Annotated in this window: 15 protein-coding genes; 11 read left to right on the top strand and 4 right to left on the bottom strand. The window is 71.4% G+C overall.

What is annotated here, in order from left to right; translation table 11 throughout:
• Positions 1-121: 121 nt before the first annotated feature.
• From ACFC1X_RS01850 to ACFC1X_RS01840, 3 genes are all read right to left on the bottom strand, one after another.
• A complete protein-coding gene (locus ACFC1X_RS01850) occupies positions 122-2,599 on the bottom strand; it encodes a SpoIIE family protein phosphatase (protein WP_376347854.1) in 2,478 nt (825 codons plus the stop codon).
• Positions 2,600-2,743: 144 nt separating this feature from the next.
• Positions 2,744-5,143: an MFS transporter gene (locus tag ACFC1X_RS01845; protein WP_376347852.1), complete on the bottom strand. Its 2,400-nt coding sequence runs from the start codon at positions 5,141-5,143 to the stop codon at positions 2,744-2,746.
• Positions 5,144-5,317: 174 nt separating this feature from the next.
• Positions 5,318-5,764: an SRPBCC family protein gene (locus ACFC1X_RS01840; RefSeq protein WP_307016039.1), complete on the bottom strand. Its 447-nt coding sequence runs from the start codon at positions 5,762-5,764 to the stop codon at positions 5,318-5,320.
• Positions 5,765-5,923: 159 nt separating this feature from the next.
• On the opposite strand from ACFC1X_RS01840, the gene ACFC1X_RS01835 reads away from it, so the two are divergent.
• The 4 genes from ACFC1X_RS01835 to ACFC1X_RS01820 all read left to right on the top strand — a co-directional run bounded on the left by ACFC1X_RS01835 (position 5,924) and on the right by ACFC1X_RS01820 (position 9,730).
• Positions 5,924-6,979 (top strand): Rv2578c family radical SAM protein, encoded by a 1,056-nt coding sequence (locus ACFC1X_RS01835; RefSeq protein ID WP_376347850.1) that lies wholly within the window; start codon positions 5,924-5,926, stop codon positions 6,977-6,979.
• A 146-nt stretch (positions 6,980-7,125) separates the two neighbouring features.
• Complete coding sequence (locus tag ACFC1X_RS01830; RefSeq protein WP_376347848.1) at positions 7,126-8,727, top strand: alpha/beta hydrolase; 1,602 nt, start codon at positions 7,126-7,128, stop codon at positions 8,725-8,727.
• An 80-nt stretch (positions 8,728-8,807) separates the two neighbouring features.
• Positions 8,808-9,206 carry a RidA family protein gene (locus ACFC1X_RS01825; RefSeq protein ID WP_376347846.1) on the top strand — a complete coding sequence of 133 codons (399 nt, stop codon included), beginning with the start codon at positions 8,808-8,810 and terminating at the stop codon, positions 9,204-9,206.
• Between the two features lie 20 nt (positions 9,207-9,226).
• Positions 9,227-9,730: a GNAT family N-acetyltransferase gene (locus ACFC1X_RS01820; protein ID WP_376348514.1), complete on the top strand. Its 504-nt coding sequence runs from the start codon at positions 9,227-9,229 to the stop codon at positions 9,728-9,730.
• Positions 9,731-9,734: 4 nt separating this feature from the next.
• On the opposite strand, the gene ACFC1X_RS01815 is transcribed toward ACFC1X_RS01820, so the two are convergent.
• Positions 9,735-10,328, bottom strand: coding sequence for an adenylosuccinate lyase (locus ACFC1X_RS01815; protein ID WP_376347844.1), 594 nt, complete (start codon positions 10,326-10,328; stop codon positions 9,735-9,737).
• A gap of 384 nt (positions 10,329-10,712) precedes the next feature.
• Here ACFC1X_RS01815 and ACFC1X_RS01810 point away from each other — a divergent pair, with 384 nt between their 5' ends.
• From ACFC1X_RS01810 to ACFC1X_RS01780, 7 genes are all read left to right on the top strand, one after another.
• Complete coding sequence (locus ACFC1X_RS01810) at positions 10,713-12,518, top strand: 3-hydroxyacyl-CoA dehydrogenase family protein (protein WP_376347842.1); 1,806 nt, start codon at positions 10,713-10,715, stop codon at positions 12,516-12,518.
• Between the two features lie 136 nt (positions 12,519-12,654).
• The gene (locus ACFC1X_RS01805) at positions 12,655-13,470 is read left to right on the top strand and encodes a TetR family transcriptional regulator (RefSeq protein ID WP_376347840.1); all 816 of its coding nucleotides are present in this window, start codon (positions 12,655-12,657) and stop codon (positions 13,468-13,470) included.
• 387 nt (positions 13,471-13,857) lie between these two features.
• Entirely contained in the window at positions 13,858-15,195 is a 1,338-nt protein-coding gene (gene ccrA / locus ACFC1X_RS01800) for a crotonyl-CoA carboxylase/reductase (protein ID WP_376348512.1), read from the top strand.
• A gap of 10 nt (positions 15,196-15,205) precedes the next feature.
• A complete protein-coding gene (locus ACFC1X_RS01795; protein WP_376347838.1) occupies positions 15,206-17,233 on the top strand; it encodes a protein meaA in 2,028 nt (675 codons plus the stop codon).
• On the top strand, positions 17,230-18,192 hold the full coding sequence (locus ACFC1X_RS01790; protein WP_376347836.1) for an HpcH/HpaI aldolase/citrate lyase family protein: 963 nt from the start codon (positions 17,230-17,232) through the stop codon (positions 18,190-18,192). The genes ACFC1X_RS01795 and ACFC1X_RS01790 overlap by 4 nt, the downstream gene beginning before the upstream one ends.
• A 5-nt stretch (positions 18,193-18,197) precedes the next feature.
• Complete coding sequence (locus ACFC1X_RS01785; protein ID WP_376347834.1) at positions 18,198-18,710, top strand: MaoC family dehydratase; 513 nt, start codon at positions 18,198-18,200, stop codon at positions 18,708-18,710.
• Positions 18,711-19,916, top strand: coding sequence for an acyl-CoA dehydrogenase family protein (locus ACFC1X_RS01780; RefSeq protein ID WP_376347832.1), 1,206 nt, complete (start codon positions 18,711-18,713; stop codon positions 19,914-19,916).
• Positions 19,917-19,949: the final 33 nt, after the last annotated feature.

The raw sequence follows: 19,949 nt of genomic DNA, 5'->3' as shown, positions 1-19,949 counted from the left end.
TCTCCCCAGGTGCGACGACGTACGGCCCGTCGAGAGCGACGGGTGCGTACGGTGTATCGCGCTCCGCGCACGGCCACAAGCGTCCGGCGCATTCCTTCACCGGACGTGCGAACTCCGTCAATCAGCGGCGGGGCAGGGTCAGTTCGAACCAGACGGTCTTGCCGGTCCTCGTCCGGCTCGCGCCCCACTCGCGGGCGAGGGTGCTGACGACGCGCAGACCCCGCCCGGTCTCGTCGTCCGGTCCGGCGGTCTTCAGCGCCGGCAGTTCGTGGTCGTCGTCGTCCACCTCGCACAGCAGCGTGTCCGCCCGCACCAGGCGCAGTTCGACGGGGCGGGCGTGGGAGTGCCGTACGGCGTTGGTGACGAGTTCGCTGACCATCAGCCCGGCGGCGTCGGCCTGCTTCGCCAGGCCCCAGTCGTGCAGCTGCTCGCGGACCGCCGCGCGGGCCCGCCCGACCTCGGAGGGGTCGCGGGCGAGGCGCCACTCGGCGACCGCGTCGGGCTCGATGCCGCCCAGCCGCGTCATCAGCAGGGCGACGTCGTCCTTGCGGCCGCCGCGGGTGCCCAGCGCGCGGATGATGGTGTCGCAGGCGTCGTCCATGGACGCGGCGGGGTGGGCGGCGGACTCGCACAGGGTGGCGAGGCCGACGCCGATGTCCTCGCCCCGCATCTCCACCAGTCCGTCGGTGCACATCACCAGCCGGTCGCCGGGCGCCACCGGCACCCGTACCGACTCGAAGGGCACCCCTCCGACGCCGATCGGCGCCCCGGTGGGCAGCTCGATCAGCTCGCTGGCGCCGTCCTCGGCGCGGACCAGGACCGGCGGGATGTGCCCGGCGTTGGCGAGGTGGAGATCCCCGGCGATGGGGTCGTAGACGGCGTACAGGCAGGTCGCGAGGTGGGTGTCGCCGAGCCGCTGGGCGAGGTCGTCGAGGTTGCGCAGCAGTTGGGCGGGCGGCAGGTCGAGGCCGGCCATGGTCTGGACGGCGGTGCGCAACTGGCCCATCATCGCGGCCGAGTTGAGGCCATGGCCCATGACGTCGCCGACGACGAGGGCGGTGCGGGCGCCGGGCAGCTTGACCGAGTCGAACCAGTCGCCGCCAACGCGGCCGAGGAGGGTGCCGGGCAGGTAGCGGGTCGCGATGTCGCAGCCGGCCATGCGCTCGGGGATGTGCGGCAGCATGCTGTCCTGGAGCGTCTCGGCGACGTTCTCCTGGTACGTGTACATGCGCGCGTTGTCGAGCACGAGCCCCGCGCGGGCGGCGAGTTCGGCGCCGGTGACCCGGTCCATGTCGTTGAAGACGGGCCGCTCCGGGTGCCGGAGCAGAATCATGAAGCCGAGGACGACATGGCGCGCCTTCAGCGGCACCAGCAGCATCGAGCGGCCCGTGATCAGCGGCCGGATGTCCCGCTTCTCGAACTGCGAGGCGATGGCGTGGCCCATCTCCTCGGTGATGCGCGGCACCAGGACCGGTTCGCCGCTGGTCATGCACTGGAAGAAGGGGGTGTGCGCCGGAAACGGCATGGCCTCGCCGACCGGTACGACGTCGTCCCAGCGGCCGGGTTCGTCGGTGTGCTCCAGGGCGACCCGGTGCCACATCGTCGTGGTGTCCGGCACGCCGTCGGGGAAGCCCTCGCCGGCGACGACCTGTTCGCGCAGATAGGTGCCGGCGACGTCGGTGAAGCGCGGGACCACCGCCCTGCTGACCTCGACGATGGTCCGCGAGAGGTCGAGCGAGGTGCCGATCGCGCCGCTGACCTCGTTGAGGAACTCCAGGCGTTCGCGGACGGCGGCGTACTCCAGGTCCTCCGCCTCGTCGCGCAGGTCTTCCGGCACCGGTTCGCCAGCCGCCAGCGCCCGCGCGGCCCGCTCGCGGCGCGCCCTGCGTCCGGCCCGCCGGGGCACGCCCCAGTCGGGGGTGACCGGCACCCGGTCGTTCTGGCTGAACTCCAGGACGGGATAGCCCAGTTCGAGGACCTGCGCGACGATGCGGGCGCTTTCGCCGACGCTCATGCTGGGCAGGATCTCGGGGAGGCGGCGGGCGAGTTCGTCGGCGCCGGGGAAGTCGGTGTGCAGCGCGAAAGCGGGCGCGATCCGCTCCACCGTGGGCGCCTGGGCGCCGCCGTCGGCGTAGTCCCGCCGCAGCCCGTCCGCGTCGGCGGCGAGCACCAGCAGTCGCTCCGGGCCCGGCCCAACCAGGGGGTACGCCCACCAGAGGACGTCGACCCGCCGGTCGGCCGGCACGGTCAGCCGGGCGCGGCCCGCCGCCGGGTAGGACAGCCGCCCGTCGAGGGAGGACTCCAGGCCGGGTCCGAGGCCGTCGTAGTCGGCGTACGCGCCGTACGCCGGGTCGTCCTCGGTACCCGCCTCGGGAAGGACGCCGGAGACGGGCAGCAGGTCGGGTGCGGGCCGGCCGATCGCCTCTTCCTTGGGCAGGCGGAACAGCCGCCGTGCGCCACGGCTCCAGTGGGAGACCAGTCCGTCGCGGTCCACCACGACGACGGCCAGCGGGACACGGCCGGTCACGGGATCGGGCGGCACGGCGCCGCGTCCGGCCGGGCGGCCGGGAGGTGTGTCCCGCTCGGTGCCATGGTCCATGGCGTCAGGCCCTCTCTGCCCACGGCTCCGCAAGATCTGTGTCGCCGTCACCACCGTACGGCGGTGCCCGGTGACCATGTGCGGCAACGGGGGAATTGGTGGCGCGCAAACGCACCGGCGCGCGCCCGCGCGCCGGTGACCGCCTCAGTCCTCGTGTCCGAGCTGCAGGTCGCGCTCCGTGCGGCCGCCGCCGGCCACCTGGAGGACGGTGGCGACGGGCGGGTATCCGGCGGCGATGACGGTGTACTCGCCGGACGACAGGTCGATGAACCGGAAGGTGCCGTCGGGGCCGGTGGTCAGGGTGTCGACGACGTTGCCCGCCGCGTCGAGCAGCGTCACGCGCGCGTCCTCCACCGCCCGTCCGCCACTGGCCCGCACGGTGCCGCGCAGCACGGCGCCGCCGGCCAGCTCGACGTCCTGGCGGGTCTCGCGGGCGGCCTGGACGCTGACGGGCAGCGCGGCCGGGCGGAAGGCGGGGGCGCTGGCGGCGAGGGTGTACTCGCCGGCCACCAGCTCGGTGATGACGTAGCCGCCCTCGCGTCCGCTGCGGGTGGTCGCGACGACCTCGCCGTGGACGTTGGTGAGGGTGACGATCGCGTCGCGCACCGGGCTGCCGTCGGCGGTGAGCACGCCGCCGGCCAGGCGCCCGGCGCCGCCGAGGACCACGTCCAGTTCGACCGGGCGTTCACCGACGGTCACGGAGACCGCCTGCGGCTGGTGGCCGCCGGCCGCGGCGATCAGGACGTACGCCCCGGAGCCGGGTGTGGCGAGGGCGTAGCGTCCGTCGTCGCCGCTGGCGCCCCGGCCGATCTGCTGTCCGCCGACGTCGATGAGGGTGAGCGCCGCGCGGGGCACGACGGTGCCGTCGGGGTGCTGCACGGTGCCGCAGACGGCGATCCCGGCGGCGTGTGGCGATCGCGCCTGCGGGACCTGGACGGTGGGCTGCGCGGTCTCCGGGTCGGTGACGGGGGCGTTGTGGGACACCAGTGGTTTCTCCTTGAGGAAGAGGGCGATGAGCAGTCCGAGGACGAGCACCGGCACCAGGTAGAGGAAGATCCGCGGCATGGCGTCGGCGTACGCCCCGATGTAGGCGTCGCGCAGTGCCGGGGGCAGGGAGTGGACGAGCTGGGGGGTGATGGCCTCGGCGTCGGGCAGCCCGGCGCCCGCCTCGGCGGGGACCCGGTCGGCCAGGGCGTCGGTGAGCCGGTCGGCGAAGAGGGTGCCGAAGATGGCGGCGCCGACGCTGCCGCCGATCTGCCGGAAGTAGTTGTTGGCGCTGGTGGCGGTGCCGAGGTCGGCGGGGCGCACGGAGTTCTGCACGGCGAGGACCAGGACGGGCATCACCATGCCGATGCCGGCGCCGAGGACGGCCATCCAGACGCTGTAGTGCAGCCGGGGGGTGTCGGCGTCGAGGCGGGAGAGCAGCCACATGCCGGCGACGGACAGGGCGCTGCCGAGGATCGGGTGGGAGCGGTAGTGCCCGGTGCGGCTGATGAGCTGTCCGGAGACGATCGAGGCGACGACGATGCCGCCCATCATGGGCAGCATCAGCAGGCCGGACTCGGTGGCGCTGGCGCCGTCGACCATCTGCAGGAAGGTCGGCAGGTAGCTGGCGGCGCCGAACAGGGCGACGCCGATGACGAGGCCGACCAGGGCGGTGACGTTGAAGACGGAGTCCCGGAACAGCCGCAGCGGGATGAGCGGTTCGGGCGCGAAGCGCTCGGCGACCAGGAAGAGGAGGGTGGACCCGGCGGCTCCGGCGGCGAGGCCGAGGATGACCTCCGACCCCCAGGCGTACTCGGTGCCGCCCCAGCTGGTGAGCAGGACCAGGCAGGTGGAGGCGGCGGCGAGGAGCAGGGCGCCGAGGATGTCGAGGCGCGGCTTGACCCGCGGTTTGGGCAGCTTCAGGACGACGGCGACGACGGCCATGGTGACGAGGCCGAAGGGCACGTTGATGTAGAAGCACCAGCGCCAGGAGAGGTGGTCGGTGAAGTAGCCGCCGAGCAGCGGGCCGGCGACCGAGGCGAGTCCGAAGGCGGCGCCGATCAGGCCCATGAAGCGGCCGCGCTCGCGGGGCGGGACGATGTCCGCGATGATCGCCTGGACGCCGATCATCAGGCCGCCCGCGCCGACGCCCTGCACCGCACGGAAGGCGATCAGCTGGTCCATGGTCTGCGCGCGGCCGGCGAGTGCGGAGCCGACGACGAAGACCAGGATGGCGAACTGGAAGACGCCCTTGCGTCCGAAGAGGTCGCCGAGTTTGCCGTAGATCGGCAGGCCGACGGTGGAGGTGAGCAGGTAGGCGGTGATCGCCCAGGACATCTTGTCCAGGCCGTGCAGCTCGCCGACGATCTTCGGCAGCGCCGTGGCGACGATCATCTGCTCCAGCGCCGCGAGCAGCAGCGCGAGCATCAGCCCGACGAAGACCAGACGCACCCGGCGCGGGCTCAGTGCCGCGCCCGGCTCCGGGTCGGGAGTGGGTGGCTGGGGAGGCGCCTGGGGTGCGGTGACCGGTTCGTCCTGCACCAGAGTGATCCCGCCCACGTCCCGCTCCCCTCGTCACACCTGCTCAGAATTGCCGCCTGAGGCGACAACTGCGAACAAGTGCGACGAGTTACGGAAACGCGGCGGGTTCGACCGGAGATCACTCGAACCGGTGAGGCGGCCAACGGCCGCCCGTGGCTTGCCGTTTGGCCACTTCCGGACGGTCGGCCGGGACTACTGCTTCTCGACCTCGGCGGCGAGCTTGGTGAGCATCGCGTCGTAGATCCGGGCGAGCCCCTTGGGCGCGAAGGTCTTCTCGAAGAAGCCGCCGACGCCGCCGGCGCCCTGCCAGGTGGTGACGACCACGACCCGGGACTTGCCCTCGCCCGCGGGGGTGACCCGCCAGGTGGTGACCATGGAGGAGTTGCGGTCCTTCTCGACCAGCTCGCCGTCGGTCGGCTCGGTGACCTCCAGCAGGCAGTCGCGGACGCGCTTGCTGGTGGCCTGGAGCTTCCAGTGCACGAGGGTGCCCTCGCCGTCGCCGCCCTCCCGGACCTCGTACTCGCTGAAGTGCTCGGGGAGCAGCTTCTCGCGGGTGCCGCTGTAGTCGGCGAGGGTGTCGAACACCGTCTCCGCGTCCGCCGCGACGATCCGCTCCGTCTCCGCCTCGACCTGCGCCATCGGGTTCCTCCAGGGCCTGGTTCTCGGGGTCGGGGCAAGCCAACCACCCCGCCGCCCGGCCACCAAATCGGGGGGCGTGAAGCGGCCCCGTGCGACTGGGCCGCACGATCAAGGGAACAAGTGTTCTATTGTGTGGCCAGTGCTACCGAGGAGGCGTCCATGCGCTGGGAGAACCTCACCGACTCCGACCACGCCCGAGCGGCCGACCCCGCGCTGTTCGGCGCGGACGCGGTGACCACCCGCACCTTCGACATGCCCGAGTTCCGCGGCGTCACCTTCCACGAGGTCCGGGCCCGCTCGATCCTCAACCGCGTGCCGGGGGCCTCGCGCATGCCGTTCGAGTGGACCGTGAACCCCTACCGGGGCTGCACGCACGCGTGCGTGTACTGCTTCGCGAGGAAGACGCACAGCTACCTGGACCTCGACACCGGACTCGGCTTCGACTCGCAGATCGTCGTCAAGGTGAACGCGCCCGAGCTGCTCCGCCGCCAGCTGGCCTCGCGCCGCTGGCAGGGCGAGCACGTCGCGATGGGCACGAACGTCGACTGCTACCAGCGCGCCGAGGGCCGCTACCGGCTGATGCCCGGCATCATCGAGGCGCTCACCGAGCGGGCGAACCCCTTCTCGATCCTGACCAAGGGCACGCTGATCCTGCGCGACCTGGACCTGCTGACGCGGGCGGCCCGGGTGACGGACGTGGGGATCTCGGTCTCGGTCGGCTTCACCGACGCGGAGCTGTGGCGCACCGTGGAGCCGGGCACGCCCGCGCCGGAACGCCGGCTGGAGGTCGTACGGACCCTCGGCGAGCACGGCATCGGCTGCGGCGTCCTGATGGCGCCGGTGATTCCCTTCCTCGGCGACGAACCGGCCCAACTGCGCGCGACCGTGCGGGCGATCGCCGCGGCTGGGGCCACCTCGGTGACACCCCTGGTGCTGCATCTGCGGCCGGGCGCCCGGGAGTGGTTCATGGCCTGGCTCGCCCAGCACCACCCGCACCTGGTGCGCCGGTACGAGCGGCTGTACGCGGAGGGCGCCTACGCCCCGAAGTGGTACCAGCGCCGGATCACGCGCCAGGTGCACGACCTGGCCCGCGAGTACGGCATCGGGCCCACGCGCGCGGGGATGCCGCGGCGGATCGCGGAGCCCGAGCCCGCACGGCCCGCCGAGACCGCCGAGGCCGCCGCCACCGAGCCGACCCAACTTTCGCTCATCTAGGATCATTCGAGGGCATTCGAGGGCATCTTCCGGCCCAATTGGGTCAAGTATGAGCAGAATGCGTTCCTCCAGGGGCGCCCCCCGGGACGATGCGGCGAGGACCGCGACCCGCGCGGACCGCAGCCCCGCCGTCTCCGGAGGACGCCATGAGACAACGCGCAGCCGTGCTGTGCGGCGCCGCCGTCATCGCCGCCGGAAGTGTCACGGCCGTCCCCGCGGAGGCGAACGCGCCGCACCCCGCCGGGACCCCGGCCGCCGCGCCCGCCGCGGACCTCCAGTGGAAGAAGTGCGCCACGGCGGACTACCCGACGCTCCAGTGCGCGTCCCTCGAGGTGCCGCTCGACCACGCGCGCCCGCGCGGAAGGCAGATCACGCTCGCGCTGTCCCGCGTCCCGCACACCGCCGCGACGTACCAGGGCCCCCTGCTGGTCAACCCCGGCGGCCCCGGCGGCAGCGGGCTGACGCTCGCCGGGTTCGTGGCGTCCTCGCTGCCCGAGAAGGTGGCCGCGCAGTACGACGTCATCGGCTTCGACCCGCGCGGAGTCGGGAAGAGCAGCCCCGCCCTGAACTGCCTGCCCGGCCACTTCGACCCCGTGCGCCCCGACTCGCTGCCCGACACGCCCGACGTCGAGCGGGCCAACCTCGCACGCGCGGAGGCGTTCGCCGAGGCATGCGGCGACAAGTACGCGGACGTGCTGCCGTACATCGACACCGTCAGTGCCGCGCGGGACGTGGACGCGATCCGCGCGGCGCTCGGCGCGGAGCGGATCAACTACTTCGGCTACTCCTACGGCACCTATCTGGGCGCCGTCTACGCCAAGCTCTTCCCCACGCGCGTGCGGCGCCTGGTCCTGGACTCCGTCGTCGGGCCGGACGACGTCTGGTACGACGCGAACCTCAACCAGGACCTCGCCTTCAACGACCGCCACCGGGCGTTCCTGGCGTGGATCGCCGAACACGACGCCGCGTACGGGATGGGCACCGACCCGGAGCGGATCGAGCAGCGGTGGTACGCCATGCGGACGGCGCTGGCGAAGGAGCCCGCGGACGGGCGGGTCGGCGCGTCGGAGCTGGAGGACACCTTCATCCCCGGCGGCTACTACAACGGCTACTGGCCCTATCTGGCGGAGGCCTTCGCCGCCTACGTGAACTCCGGGGACACGGACCCGCTCGTCGAGGTGTACGAGAACTTCGGGGCCCTGGACGCCTCGGGCGAGAACGGCTACAGCGTCTACACCGCGGTGCAGTGCCGCGACGCGGCCTGGCCGCGCGACTGGGACGAGTGGCGCGACGACAACTGGGACCTGTACGAGAAGGCGCCGTTCATGGTCTGGAACAACGTCTGGTACAACGCGCCGTGCGCATCCTGGCCCACGAGCGCGCGGCAACCCGTGGACGTCGCCAACGGCGAACTGCCGCCCGCGCTGCTGTTCCAGGCGACCGGCGACGCGGCCACCCCGTACGAGGGCGCGGTCACCGCGCACCGCCTGCTGCACGGCTCCCGCCTCGTCGTCGAGGAGGGCGGCGGCAACCACGGCATCACGCTGAGCGGGAACTCCTGCCTGGACGAGCACCTGGCCGCGTACCTGACCGACGGCACCGTGCCGCGCGGCGCGGGCGAGGCGGACGCGGGTGAGCCGGACGCCGTGTGCGCGGCGCTGCCCCAGCCCGAGCCGCTGGAGTCCAAGGCGGCTTCGACGTCCGCACGCGGCTCGACGCTGCACGCGCTGCTCGGCTTCCGCGGCTAGCCGACCGCGCCCCGCAGGCGGCGGCCCGCAGACGACGGCCCGCCGGGGGCGTTGTCAGTGCCGTGGTCCACGATGGGCGCATGAGTGAGCTGACCAGGATCCACGCCCCCGACGGCGTCGCGCCCGCCGCCCAGTACACCCATGTCGTCCTCGGCACCGGGCGGTTCGTGGCCGTCTCGGGTCAGCTCGCCCTGGACGGGGACGGCAGGCCGGTCGGCGTGGGCGACCCCGCGGCCCAGGCCCGCCAGGTCTTCGAGAACCTGCGCCGGTGCCTGTCGGCGGCCGGCGCCGGCTTCGACGACGTGGTGAAACTGACGTACTTCGTCACGGACATGGCCCACATGGACGCGATCCGCGCCGCACGCGCCGCGCACATACCCGGCGACCGGCTGCCGGCCGCCTCAGCGGTGCAGGTGGCCGCGCTGGTCCGGCCGGAGTTCCTGATGGAGATCGAGGCGTTCGCGGTCGTGGCCCCGTGAGCGGGCCGCTGGTGCGGGAGATGACGGTCGCCGACTGCGACCGGGTGGCCCTGATCCGCGTCCGGGGCTGGCAGACCGCCTACCGGGGCCTGGTCCCGCAGGTGTACCTGGACGGCATGGACGCCGCGGGGGACGCCGAGCGGCGCCGCGTCCTGTTCGCCGGGGCCCCGGCCGGCGTGGTGAACCTGGTCGCCGAGGACGACCGCGGCGACGTCGTGGGCTGGGCCTGCCACGGCCCCTACCGGGACGGTGAACGGCCGACCGGGGACGCCGAGTTGTACGCGATCTACGTCGACCCGGAGCGGCTCGGCGCGGGCATCGGGCAGGCCCTGATCCGGGAGTCGGTGCGCCGGTGCGCGGCGGCCGGGCACCCGCGGATGCTCCTGTGGGTGCTCAAGGACAACGCGCGCGCCCGGCGCTTCTACGAACGGGCGGGCTTCGGCGCCGACGGCGCCGAGGAGCCCTTCCTGGTGGAGGGGGCCGAGGTGCCCGAGGTGCGGTACGCCGCCGACCTGTCCGGCTGACCGCTCACCGCTGACCCGGGATCCGTGCCAGCGCCCGCACCGCCGCCTGGGCCAGCGCCGGGTGGGCGAGGGCGTCGTTCAGCACGGGTCCGGCCCGGTCGTCGCCGAGGGCGCCCAGGCCCTCGACGCAGGCGAGCGCGACCCGCCGGTGGGGGTCGTGCGGGCGCAGCCGGCGTTGCAGCGTGGTGATCAGGGCGGGCACGGCCTCGGGGGCCCGCAGCTCGACCAGCAGCCGCACCGGGTGCAGGGCGTAGGCGACCCGCAGCTCGTTGGTGGCGAGGGCGGCGGCCGCGCGGGCGGTGCGGGGGTCGCCGAGGCGGGCCAGGGCATGGGCGGCGGCGGCGCAGCGCGGCGGGTCCCGGTGGTTGAGCAGCAGCACGAGGGACTCGAAGGCCCGCCGGTCCCCCGCCGTCCCGAGCCGGAAGGCGGCCAGTTCCCGGGCCCAGAGCGGGTGTCCGGGATCGGTGAGCACCGCGGCCAGCTCGTCCTGGTCCCCAGTGACCACGAGCCGGTCGTGGACCGTCGGGGCGCCCGGCACCCCCGACGTCGCCGCCTCGACCCGTAAGCGCTCCGTGAGCACTCGCAACTCTTCGTCCATGACACCGAGGTTAGGGGGGTCGCCCCGCGTGTGGGACGTACATCACGAACACAGGGGGCTGGCGCGCTCGTTACTCGCGAGTTAATCTCAGACGAGCGGGTCACCCACTCGCAGCAACTCCTCACGGTGGTCTGGTGACGCGGCCACCGGGAGAACAGTCGGTTCGGTACCACGGGTACCGCAGGACGACTCGGCCCCGGGACAGGGCCAGGTCGGAGAGAGCCGCCGGGCGGGCGTGTGCACGCCTCCGCGACGGCACCGGGCGTGTGCGATCCCAGCCCGGCAACACCCGCACTCCGCACTCCTTCCTCTTTCACGCATCCGGACGCGCCAGTGGCGCGTCCGGGCGTGTTCCGTCGTCACCCTCATTCCTGGAGTCCCGCGATGGCCACTCCCCTGTCCCACACCCCTCTGTCCCCGCTCCGGACCATCGCCGTCATCGGCCTGGGCACCATGGGCACCGGCATCACCGAGGTCCTGGCCCGGGCCGGCCGTGCCGTCGTCGGCGTCGACGTCAGTGAGGCGCAGGCCGCCAAGGCGCTCGCCGCGCTGGAGTCGTCCACCGCCCGCGCCGTCGAGCGCGGACGCCTCACCGGGCAGGAGCGCACCGACGCCCTCGCCCGCGTCCGTACCACCACCGACCTGCGCGCGGCGGCCGACGCCGACCTGGTGATCGAGGTGGTCCCGGAGTCGTACGAGGTCAAGCAGCAGGTCTTCAGGGAACTGGACGGGATCGTGCGTCCGGAGACGATCCTGGCGACCGGCACCAACGCCCTGTCGGTGACGCGGCTGGCCGCCGAGTCCTCCCGTCCGGAGCGGGTGCTCGGCCTGCACTTCTTCAACCCGGCCCCGGCGATGAAGCTGGTCGAGGTCGTCTCCTCGGTGCTGACCGCGCCGGCCGCCGTCGCGGCGGTCACCGACCTCGCCCTGGACCTCGGCAAGGAGCCCGTGGCGGTCGGCGACCGGCCCGGGTTCGTCGCCGACGGCCTGCTGTTCGGCTACCTCAACCAGGCCGCGGCCATGTACGAGGCGAACTACGCCTCGCGGGAGGACATCGACGCCGCGATGCGCCTCGGCTGCGGTCTGCCGATGGGGCCGCTGGCCCTGCTGGACCTGGTCGGGGTGGACACCGCGCGCACGGTCCTGGAGGCCATGTACGCCGCCTCCCACGACCGGCTGCACGCCCCCGCCCCGATCCTCAGGCAGCTCAGCGAGGCGGGCCTGACGGGCCGCAAGGCGGGGCGCGGCTTCTACACCTACGAGGCGCCCGGCAGCGCGGTCGTGGTGCCGGACGCCCTGACCCCGCGCGCGGACGCCACCCCCGTCGCCGGCCGTCCGGTGCGCGCGGTGGGCGTCGCCGGGTCGGGCACGATGGCGTCCGGCATCGCGGAGGTGTTCGCCAAGGCCGGGTACGAGGTCGTGCTCGCCGCCCGCAGCGCGGAGAAGGCGCAGACGGCCAGGGCCAGGGTCGGCAAGTCGCTGGCCCGCTCGGTCGACAAGGGGCGGATGAGCGCCGAGGACGCCGCGCGGACGCTGGAGCGGATCACGCCGACGGGGGCCTACGACGACTTCGCCGACGTCGACCTGGCCGTGGAGGCGGTCGCCGAGGACCTGGAGGTGAAGCGGCAGCTGTTCGCCACGCTGGACAAGGTCTGCAAGCCCGGCGCGGTGCTGGCCACCACCACCTCCTCGCTGCCCGTCGTCGCCTGCGCCCGCGCCACCTCGCGCCCGCAGGACGTGATCGGCATGCACTTCTTCAACCCGGCGCCGGCCATGAAGCTGGTCGAGGTGGTCCGCACGGTGCTCACGGCGGACGACGTCCACGCCACCGTCCGCGAGGTCTGCGCGAAGATCCGCAAGCACGCCGTGGACTGCGGCGACCGGGCCGGGTTCATCGTGAACGCGCTGCTGTTCCCGTACCTGAACAACGCGGTCAAGATGGTGCAGGAGCACTACGCGACGCTCGACGACATCGACGCCGCGATGAAGCTGGGCGGCGGCTACCCGATGGGGCCCTTCGAACTCCTTGACGTGGTCGGTCTGGACGTCTCGCTGGCCATCGAGAAGGTCCTGCACCGCGAGTTCCGCGATCCGGGCCTGGCCCCGGCGCCGTTGCTGGAGCACCTGGTGGCCGCGGGCTGCCTCGGCCGCAAGACGGGCCGCGGCTTCCGCGAACATGCCCGCCGCTGAGCGTCCGGGCGACTGGTTCCGGTCACCGGAGGACTGGGGCGGACTGCTCGATCCGGCCGGGTCTCCCCCGCCCCCCGCGGGCGGGGAGATCCCCGGTCACGCGCATGATTGCGCACACATGCAGTACGTTCGGGTCATGCCCCAGCCCGCCAGGTCCTCACGTACACCAGCCACGCCCGACGCGCCGGAGAGCGCGGCCGGCAGCCGCGCCGCCGCCCAGCGGCTCAAAATGCGCCGGGAACTGGCGGCGGCGGCCATGGAGCTGTTCGCGGCCAAGGGGTACGAGGCGACCACCGTCGACGAGATCGCGGCCCAGGCCGGGGTCGCCCGACGCACCTTCTTCCGCCACTTCCGCTCCAAGGAAGAGGCGATCTTCCCGGACCACGACGACACCCTGGTGCGCGCCGAGGCGGTCCTCAACGCGGCGCCGGCGCACGAGCATCCGCTCGACACGGTGTGCCGCGGCATCAAGGAGGTCATGAAGATGTACGCGGCGCGGCCGGAGATCTCGGTCGCCCGCTACAAGCTGACCCGCGAGGTGCCCACGCTGCGCGAGGCGGAGATCGCGTCGGTGGCCCGCTACGAGCGCCTGTTCACCCGCTATCTGCTCGGCCACTTCGACGAGCACGCGCACGACGACGACGCCAACGACGACCCGCTGCTGGCGGAGGTGGCCGCGTCCGCCGTGGTCACCGCGCACAACCACGTGCTGCGGCGCTGGCTGCGGGCGGGCGGGCAGGGCGACGTGGAGGCGCAGCTCGACCACGCCTTCGCGATCGTGCGCAAGACGTTCGGGACGGGCATCGGCGCGGGGCGCGGTACGGCCTCCACCGGGCGTCCGGAGGGTGCCTCGGCCTCGGTGCACGGCGACGTGCTGGTGACGGTGGCACGCACCGACGCGCCGCTGCACGAGGTCATGCGGACCATCGAACAGGCCCTCAAGGAGCACTGAGCCCGCCCTTCCCCCTGTGACGACGGCCACCCTTCGGGTGGCCGTTTTTGCATGTCAACGCCCCTTTTCCCGCCTCTCGCGACCCCTATTCGATCGATCATCGCTCATCTGTCGCGTAAAGATTTCATCTGAGAGCAAGTTCTGGCACCGAGTGCCTTGCGGGGTGACACGCGGTGCCATACGTTGAAGGTGTCCGGGCTGTCCCCGCGAGCCATCGCCCGCGTGCCCGGCGCCTGCGTCACAGGCACCCTCCGCGCCACAAAGCGCCGCCGAACAGCACCACACCCGCCGAACCGACGGCACCCCTCACCCAACCCTCAGCAACACCGACGTAACCCTCAGCGCCCCTCCCTCAGGGCGCTCGACGCCGGAGGCAACACCGTGACCATGAAGGACATCCTGGCCGCGATCCAGTCGGCCGACTCCACGCCGGCCGACATCGCCGCCCTGCCGCTCCCCGAGTCGTACCGCGCGATCACCGTGCACAAGGACGAGACCGAGATGTTCGCGGGCCTCGAAACCCGCGACAAGGACCCGCGCAAGTCGATCCACCTCGACGAGGTGCCGCTGCCGGAGCTGGGCCCCGGCGAGGCCCTGGTGGCCGTCATGGCCTCCTCGGTCAACTACAACTCGGTGTGGACCTCGATCTTCGAGCCGCTGTCGACCTTCGGCTTCCTGGAGCGCTACGGCCGCACCAGCGACCTGGCCAAGCGCCACGACCTGCCGTACCACATCATCGGCTCCGACCTCGCGGGCGTGGTGCTGCGCACCGGCCCCGGCGTCAACTCCTGGCACCCCGGCGACGAGGTCGTCGCGCACTGTCTCTCCGTCGAGCTGGAGTCCTCCGACGGCCACAACGACACGATGCTCGACCCCGAGCAGCGCATCTGGGGCTTCGAGACCAACTTCGGCGGCCTCGCGGAGATCGCGCTCGTCAAGTCCAACCAGCTGATGCCCAAGCCGGGCCACCTCAGCTGGGAGGAGGCCGCGGCACCGGGCCTGGTCAACTCCACCGCCTACCGCCAGCTGGTCTCGCGCAACGGCGCCGGCATGAAGCAGGGCGACAACGTGCTCATCTGGGGCGCCAGCGGCGGCCTCGGCTCCTACGCCACCCAGTTCGCGCTGGCCGGCGGCGCCAACCCGGTCTGTGTCGTCTCCAGCGAGCAGAAGGCGGACATCTGCCGCTCGATGGGCGCCGAGGCGATCATCGACCGCAACGCCGAGGGCTACAAGTTCTGGAAGGACGAGACCACCCAGGACCCGAAGGAGTGGAAGCGCTTCGGCAAGCGCATCCGCGAGTTCACCGGCGGCGAGGACATCGACATCGTCTTCGAGCACCCCGGCCGCGAGACCTTCGGCGCGAGCGTCTTCGTCACCCGCAAGGGCGGCACCATCACCACCTGCGCCTCGACCTCGGGCTACATGCACGAGTACGACAACCGCTACCTGTGGATGTCGCTGAAGCGCATCATCGGCTCCCACTTCGCCAACTACCGCGAGGCCTGGGAGGCCAACCGCCTCATCGCCAAGGGCAAGATCCACCCGACCCTCTCCAAGGTGTACGCCCTGGAGGAGACCGGCCAGGCCGCCCACGACGTCCACCGCAACGCCCACCAGGGCAAGGTCGGCGTGCTGTGCCTCGCCCCCGAGGAGGGCCTGGGCGTGCGCGACGAGGAGATGCGCGCCAAGCACGTCGACGCCATCAACCGCTTCCGGAACATCTGAGGAGCGCCGCATGACCGATCGTCAGAAGGACCGGCCGTGGCTGATGCGGACCTACGCCGGTCACTCCACGGCCGAGGCGTCCAACGAGCTGTACCGGCGCAACCTCGCCAAGGGCCAGACGGGTCTGTCGGTCGCGTTCGACCTGCCGACCCAGACCGGCTACGACTCCGACCACATCCTCGCCCGCGGCGAGGTGGGCCGGGTCGGCGTGCCGGTGGCGCACCTCGGTGACATGCGCCGGCTGTTCCAGGACATACCCCTGGACCAGATGAACACCTCGATGACCATCAACGCCACGGCCATGTGGCTGCTGGCGCTCTACCAGGTCGTCGCCGAGGAGCAGGGGGTGGACATCACCAAGCTCCAGGGCACGACCCAGAACGACATCGTCAAGGAGTACCTGTCCCGGGGCACGCACGTCTTCCCGCCGGGGCCCTCGCTCCGCCTGACGACGGACATGATCGCCTACACGGTCTCCCACATCCCGAAGTGGAACCCGATCAACATCTGCAGCTACCACCTGCAGGAGGCGGGCGCCACGCCGGTGCAGGAGATCGCGTACGCGATGTCCACCGCGATCGCCGTGCTGGACGCCGTGCGCGACAGCGGCCAGGTGCCGCAGGAGCGCATGGGGGACGTCGTCGGCCGCATCTCCTTCTTCGTGAACGCGGGCGTCCGCTTCGTCGAGGAGATGTGCAAGATGCGCGCCTTCGGCCGCATCTGGGACCGCGTCACCCGCGAGCGGTACGGCATCGAGAACCCCAAGCACCGCCGCTTCCGCTACGGCGTCCAGGTCAACTCCCTGGGCCTGACGGAGGCCCAGCCGGAGAACAACGTCCAGCGCATCGTCCTGGAGATGCTGGCGGTCACCCTCTCCAAGGACGCACGCGCGCGTGCCGTGCAGCTGCCGGCCTGGAACGAGGCGCTGGGCCTGCCCCGCCCCTGGGACCAGCAGTGGTCGCTGCGCATCCAGCAGGTGCTGGCGTACGAGAGCGACCTGCTGGAGTACGGCGACCTCTTCGAGGGCTCCACGGTGGTCGAGGCCAAGGTGGCCGAGCTGGTCGAGGAGTCGCTCGCGGAGATGGAGCGCATCGAGGAGATGGGCGGCGCCATGGCCGCCGTCGAGTCCGGCTACCTCAAGTCCCAGCTGGTCTCCTCGCACGCCGAGCGCCGGGCCCGGATCGAGTCGGGCGAGGAGAAGATCATCGGCGTCAACGCCTTCGAGGGCACCGAGCCGAACCCGCTCACCGCCGACCTGGACACCGCGATCCAGACCGTCGACCCGGCGGTCGAGGCACGGGTCATCGCCTCGCTGCTGAACTGGCGGGACACCCGCTACCAGCCGCCCTTCAACCACCCGCGCCCCTGCAAGGCGCTGGACAAGCTGAAGGAGGCCGCCAAGGGCACCGACAACCTCATGGAGGCCACCCTGGAGTGCGCCCGCGCCGGCGTCACGACCGGCGAGTGGGCCGGGGCGCTGCGCGAGGTCTTCGGCGAGTTCCGGGCCCCGACGGGCGTGTCGTCGGCGCCGGTCGCCGTCGCCGCCGAGGAGGGGTCGGCGCTGGCCGGGGTGCGTCGCAAGGTGGAACTGACGGCCAAGGACCTCGGGGTGGGCAAGCTGCGCTTCCTGGTCGGCAAGCCCGGCCTGGACGGCCACTCCAACGGCGCCGAGCAGATCGCGGTGCGGGCCCGCGACGCCGGGTTCGAAGTGGTCTACCAGGGCATCAGGCTGACCCCGGAGCAGATCGTGAACGCCGCGCTGGCCGAGGACGTGCACGCGGTGGGCCTGTCCATCCTGTCCGGGTCGCACGCCCAGCTCGTCCCGGACGTGCTGGACCGCCTCCGTGTGGCCGGTGCCACGGATATACCGGTGATCGCCGGTGGCATCATCCCCAACGGAGATGCCGAAGCGCTGCGGGCCGCCGGAGTGGCCGCGGTCTTCACCCCGAAGGACTTCGACATCACCGGAATCATCGGCCGGATCGTCGACGAGATCCGGTACGCGAACAAGCTCGACCCCCTGGAGGTCCCCGCATGACCAGCGTCAACCGCCTGCGTCCCCGCCGCTCCTGTCTGGCGGTTCCGGGAAGCAACCCGCGCTTCCTGGAGAAGGCGCAGGGCCTCCCGGCCGACCAGGTCTTCCTCGACCTGGAGGACGCGTGCGCGCCGCTCGCCAAGCCCGAGGCGCGGCACACCATCGTCAAGTTCCTCAACGAGGGCGACTGGACCGGCAAGACCCGTGTCGTGCGCGTCAACGACTGGACGACCGAGTGGACGTACCGCGACGTCGTGACGGTGGTGGAGGGCGCGGGCCCGAACCTGGACTGCATCATGCTGCCGAAGGTGCAGGACGCCCAGCAGGTGGTGGCCCTCGACCTGCTGCTCACGCAGATCGAGAAGACGATGGGCTTCGAGGTCGGCCGCATCGGCATCGAGGCGCAGATCGAGAACGCGCAGGGCCTGAACAACGTCAACGAGATCGCCGAGGCCTCCCCGCGCGTCGAGACCATCATCTTCGGCCCGGCCGACTTCATGGCGTCCATCAACATGAAGTCGCTCGTGGTGGGCGAGCAGCCGCCCGGCTACCCGGCCGACGCCTACCACTACATCCTGATGAAGATCCTGATGGCCGCCCGCGCCAACGACCTCCAGGCGATCGACGGCCCCTACCTCCAGATCCGCAACGTCGACGGCTACCGCGAGGTCGCGCAGCGCGCCGCCGCCCTCGGCTTCGACGGCAAGTGGGTGCTGCACCCGGGCCAGGTCGAGGCGTCCAACGAGATCTTCTCGCCGTCCCAGGAGGACTACGACCACGCCGAGCTGATCCTGGACGCGTACGACTACTACACGTCCGAGGCGGGCGGCAAGAAGGGCTCCGCGATGCTCGGCGACGAGATGATCGACGAGGCCAGCCGCAAGATGGCCCTGGTCGTCTCCGGCAAGGGACGCGCCGCCGGCATGAAGCGCACCAGCAAGTTCGAGATCCCGGAGGCGTGACGGCGATGCAGTTCGGACGGACCTACGAGGAGTTCGAGGTCGGGGCGGTGTACAAGCACTGGCCGGGCAAGACGGTCACGGAGTACGACGACCACCTGTTCTGCCTCCTCACCATGAACCACCACCCCCTGCACATGGACACGAACTACGCCGAGAAGACGACGGACTTCGGCAAGAACGTGGTGGTGGGCAACTACATCTACTCGCTCCTGCTCGGCATGTCCGTCCCGGACGTCTCCGGCAAAGCGATCGCCAACCTGGAGATCGAGTCGCTGAAGCACGTGGCGCCGACCTTCCACGGCGACACGATCTACGGCCAGACGACCGTGCTCGACAAGTGGCCGTCCAAGTCGAAGAACGACCGGGGCATCGTCCACGTCGAGACCAAGGGCTACAAGCAGGACGGCACCCTCGTGTGCGTGTTCCGCCGCAAGGTGATGGTGCCGACCGAGACGTACATCAAGGAGCGCGGCGGCGAGCAGCCGGGCCGCCCCGAGCTGAAGGAACAGGGGAAGTAGATGAGCCGCCTCGCCCAGACCCACGGCCTGACGGACGTCCAGACGGAGATCCTCTCCACCGTCCGGGACTTCGTGGACAAGGAGATCATCCCGGTCGCGACGGAGCTGGAGCACCGGGACGAGTACCCGCAGGACATCGTCGACGGGCTCAAGGAACTCGGCCTGTTCGGGCTGATGATTCCGGAGGAGTACGGGGGCCTGGGCGAGTCGCTCCTCACCTACGCGCTGTGCGTGGAGGAGATCGCCCGGGGCTGGATGTCGGTGTCCGGCATCATCAACACGCACTTCATCGTGGCGTACATGCTCAAGCAGCACGGCACCCAGGAGCAGAAGGACCACTTCCTGCCCCGGATGGCGGCGGGCGACATCCGCGGCGCCTTCTCGATGTCCGAGCCGGCGCTGGGTTCCGACGTGTCGGCCATCTCCTCGAAGGCGGTGCGGGACGGCGAGGAGTACGTCCTGAACGGCCAGAAGATGTGGCTCACGAACGGCGGTACGTCGTCGCTGGTGGCCGTTCTGGTGAAAAGTGACGAGGGTCACCCCGAGGGGACCGCCGCCCACAAGTCGATGACGACCTTCCTGGTGGAGAAGGAGCCCGGATTCGGTGAGGTCCGCCCCGGCCTGACCATCCCCGGCAAGATCGACAAGATGGGCTACAAGGGCGTCGACACCACCGAGCTCATCATGGACGGCCTGCGCATTCCGGCCAATCGGGTGCTCGGCGGCGTCACCGGGCGAGGTTTTTACCAAATGATGGACGGCGTCGAGGTCGGCCGCGTGAACGTGGCGGCGCGTGGCTGCGGCGTCGCTCAGCGTGCCTTCGAACTCGGCGTCCGGTACGCCCAGCAGCGTCACACTTTCGGCAAGCAGATCGCCCAGCACCAGGCCATTCAGTTCAAGCTCGCGGAGATGGCTACCAAGGTGGAGGCGGCGCATGCGATGATGGTGAACGCTGCACGCAAAAAGGACTCGGGCGAACGAAACGACCTGGAAGCGGGGATGGCCAAGTACCTCGCATCCGAGTACTGCAAAGAGGTCGTGGAGGACGCCTTCCGGATCCACGGCGGGTACGGCTTCTCCAAGGAGTACGAGATCGAGCGCCTCTACCGCGAGGCTCCGATGCTCCTGATCGGTGAAGGCACCGCCGAGATCCAGAAAATGATCATCGGCCGCCGACTGCTCGAAGAGTATCGATTCCAGGGTTAGATGTCCGGATACGGGGTGTTTTCTTGGAGAACA

The organism is Streptomyces sp. NPDC056128, assembly GCF_042263835.1.
Classification (GTDB): Bacteria; Actinomycetota; Actinomycetes; order Streptomycetales; family Streptomycetaceae; genus Streptomyces.
This window is presented reverse-complemented; position numbering and strand designations above follow the sequence as displayed.

Coding starts and splice junctions, on each gene's coding strand:
- ACFC1X_RS01850 (WP_376347854.1), bottom strand. CDS start 2,599: ATGGACCATGGCACCGAGCGGGACACACCTCCCGGCCGCCCGGCCGGA.
- ACFC1X_RS01840 (WP_307016039.1), bottom strand. CDS start 5,764: ATGGCGCAGGTCGAGGCGGAGACGGAGCGGATCGTCGCGGCGGACGCG.
- ACFC1X_RS01835 (WP_376347850.1), top strand. CDS start 5,924: ATGCGCTGGGAGAACCTCACCGACTCCGACCACGCCCGAGCGGCCGAC.
- ACFC1X_RS01830 (WP_376347848.1), top strand. CDS start 7,126: ATGAGACAACGCGCAGCCGTGCTGTGCGGCGCCGCCGTCATCGCCGCC.
- ACFC1X_RS01825 (WP_376347846.1), top strand. CDS start 8,808: ATGAGTGAGCTGACCAGGATCCACGCCCCCGACGGCGTCGCGCCCGCC.
- ACFC1X_RS01820 (WP_376348514.1), top strand. CDS start 9,227: ATGACGGTCGCCGACTGCGACCGGGTGGCCCTGATCCGCGTCCGGGGC.
- ACFC1X_RS01815 (WP_376347844.1), bottom strand. CDS start 10,328: ATGGACGAAGAGTTGCGAGTGCTCACGGAGCGCTTACGGGTCGAGGCG.
- ACFC1X_RS01810 (WP_376347842.1), top strand. CDS start 10,713: ATGGCCACTCCCCTGTCCCACACCCCTCTGTCCCCGCTCCGGACCATC.
- ACFC1X_RS01805 (WP_376347840.1), top strand. CDS start 12,655: ATGCCCCAGCCCGCCAGGTCCTCACGTACACCAGCCACGCCCGACGCG.
- ccrA (WP_376348512.1), top strand. CDS start 13,858: ATGAAGGACATCCTGGCCGCGATCCAGTCGGCCGACTCCACGCCGGCC.
- ACFC1X_RS01795 (WP_376347838.1), top strand. CDS start 15,206: ATGACCGATCGTCAGAAGGACCGGCCGTGGCTGATGCGGACCTACGCC.
- ACFC1X_RS01790 (WP_376347836.1), top strand. CDS start 17,230: ATGACCAGCGTCAACCGCCTGCGTCCCCGCCGCTCCTGTCTGGCGGTT.
- ACFC1X_RS01785 (WP_376347834.1), top strand. CDS start 18,198: ATGCAGTTCGGACGGACCTACGAGGAGTTCGAGGTCGGGGCGGTGTAC.
- ACFC1X_RS01780 (WP_376347832.1), top strand. CDS start 18,711: ATGAGCCGCCTCGCCCAGACCCACGGCCTGACGGACGTCCAGACGGAG.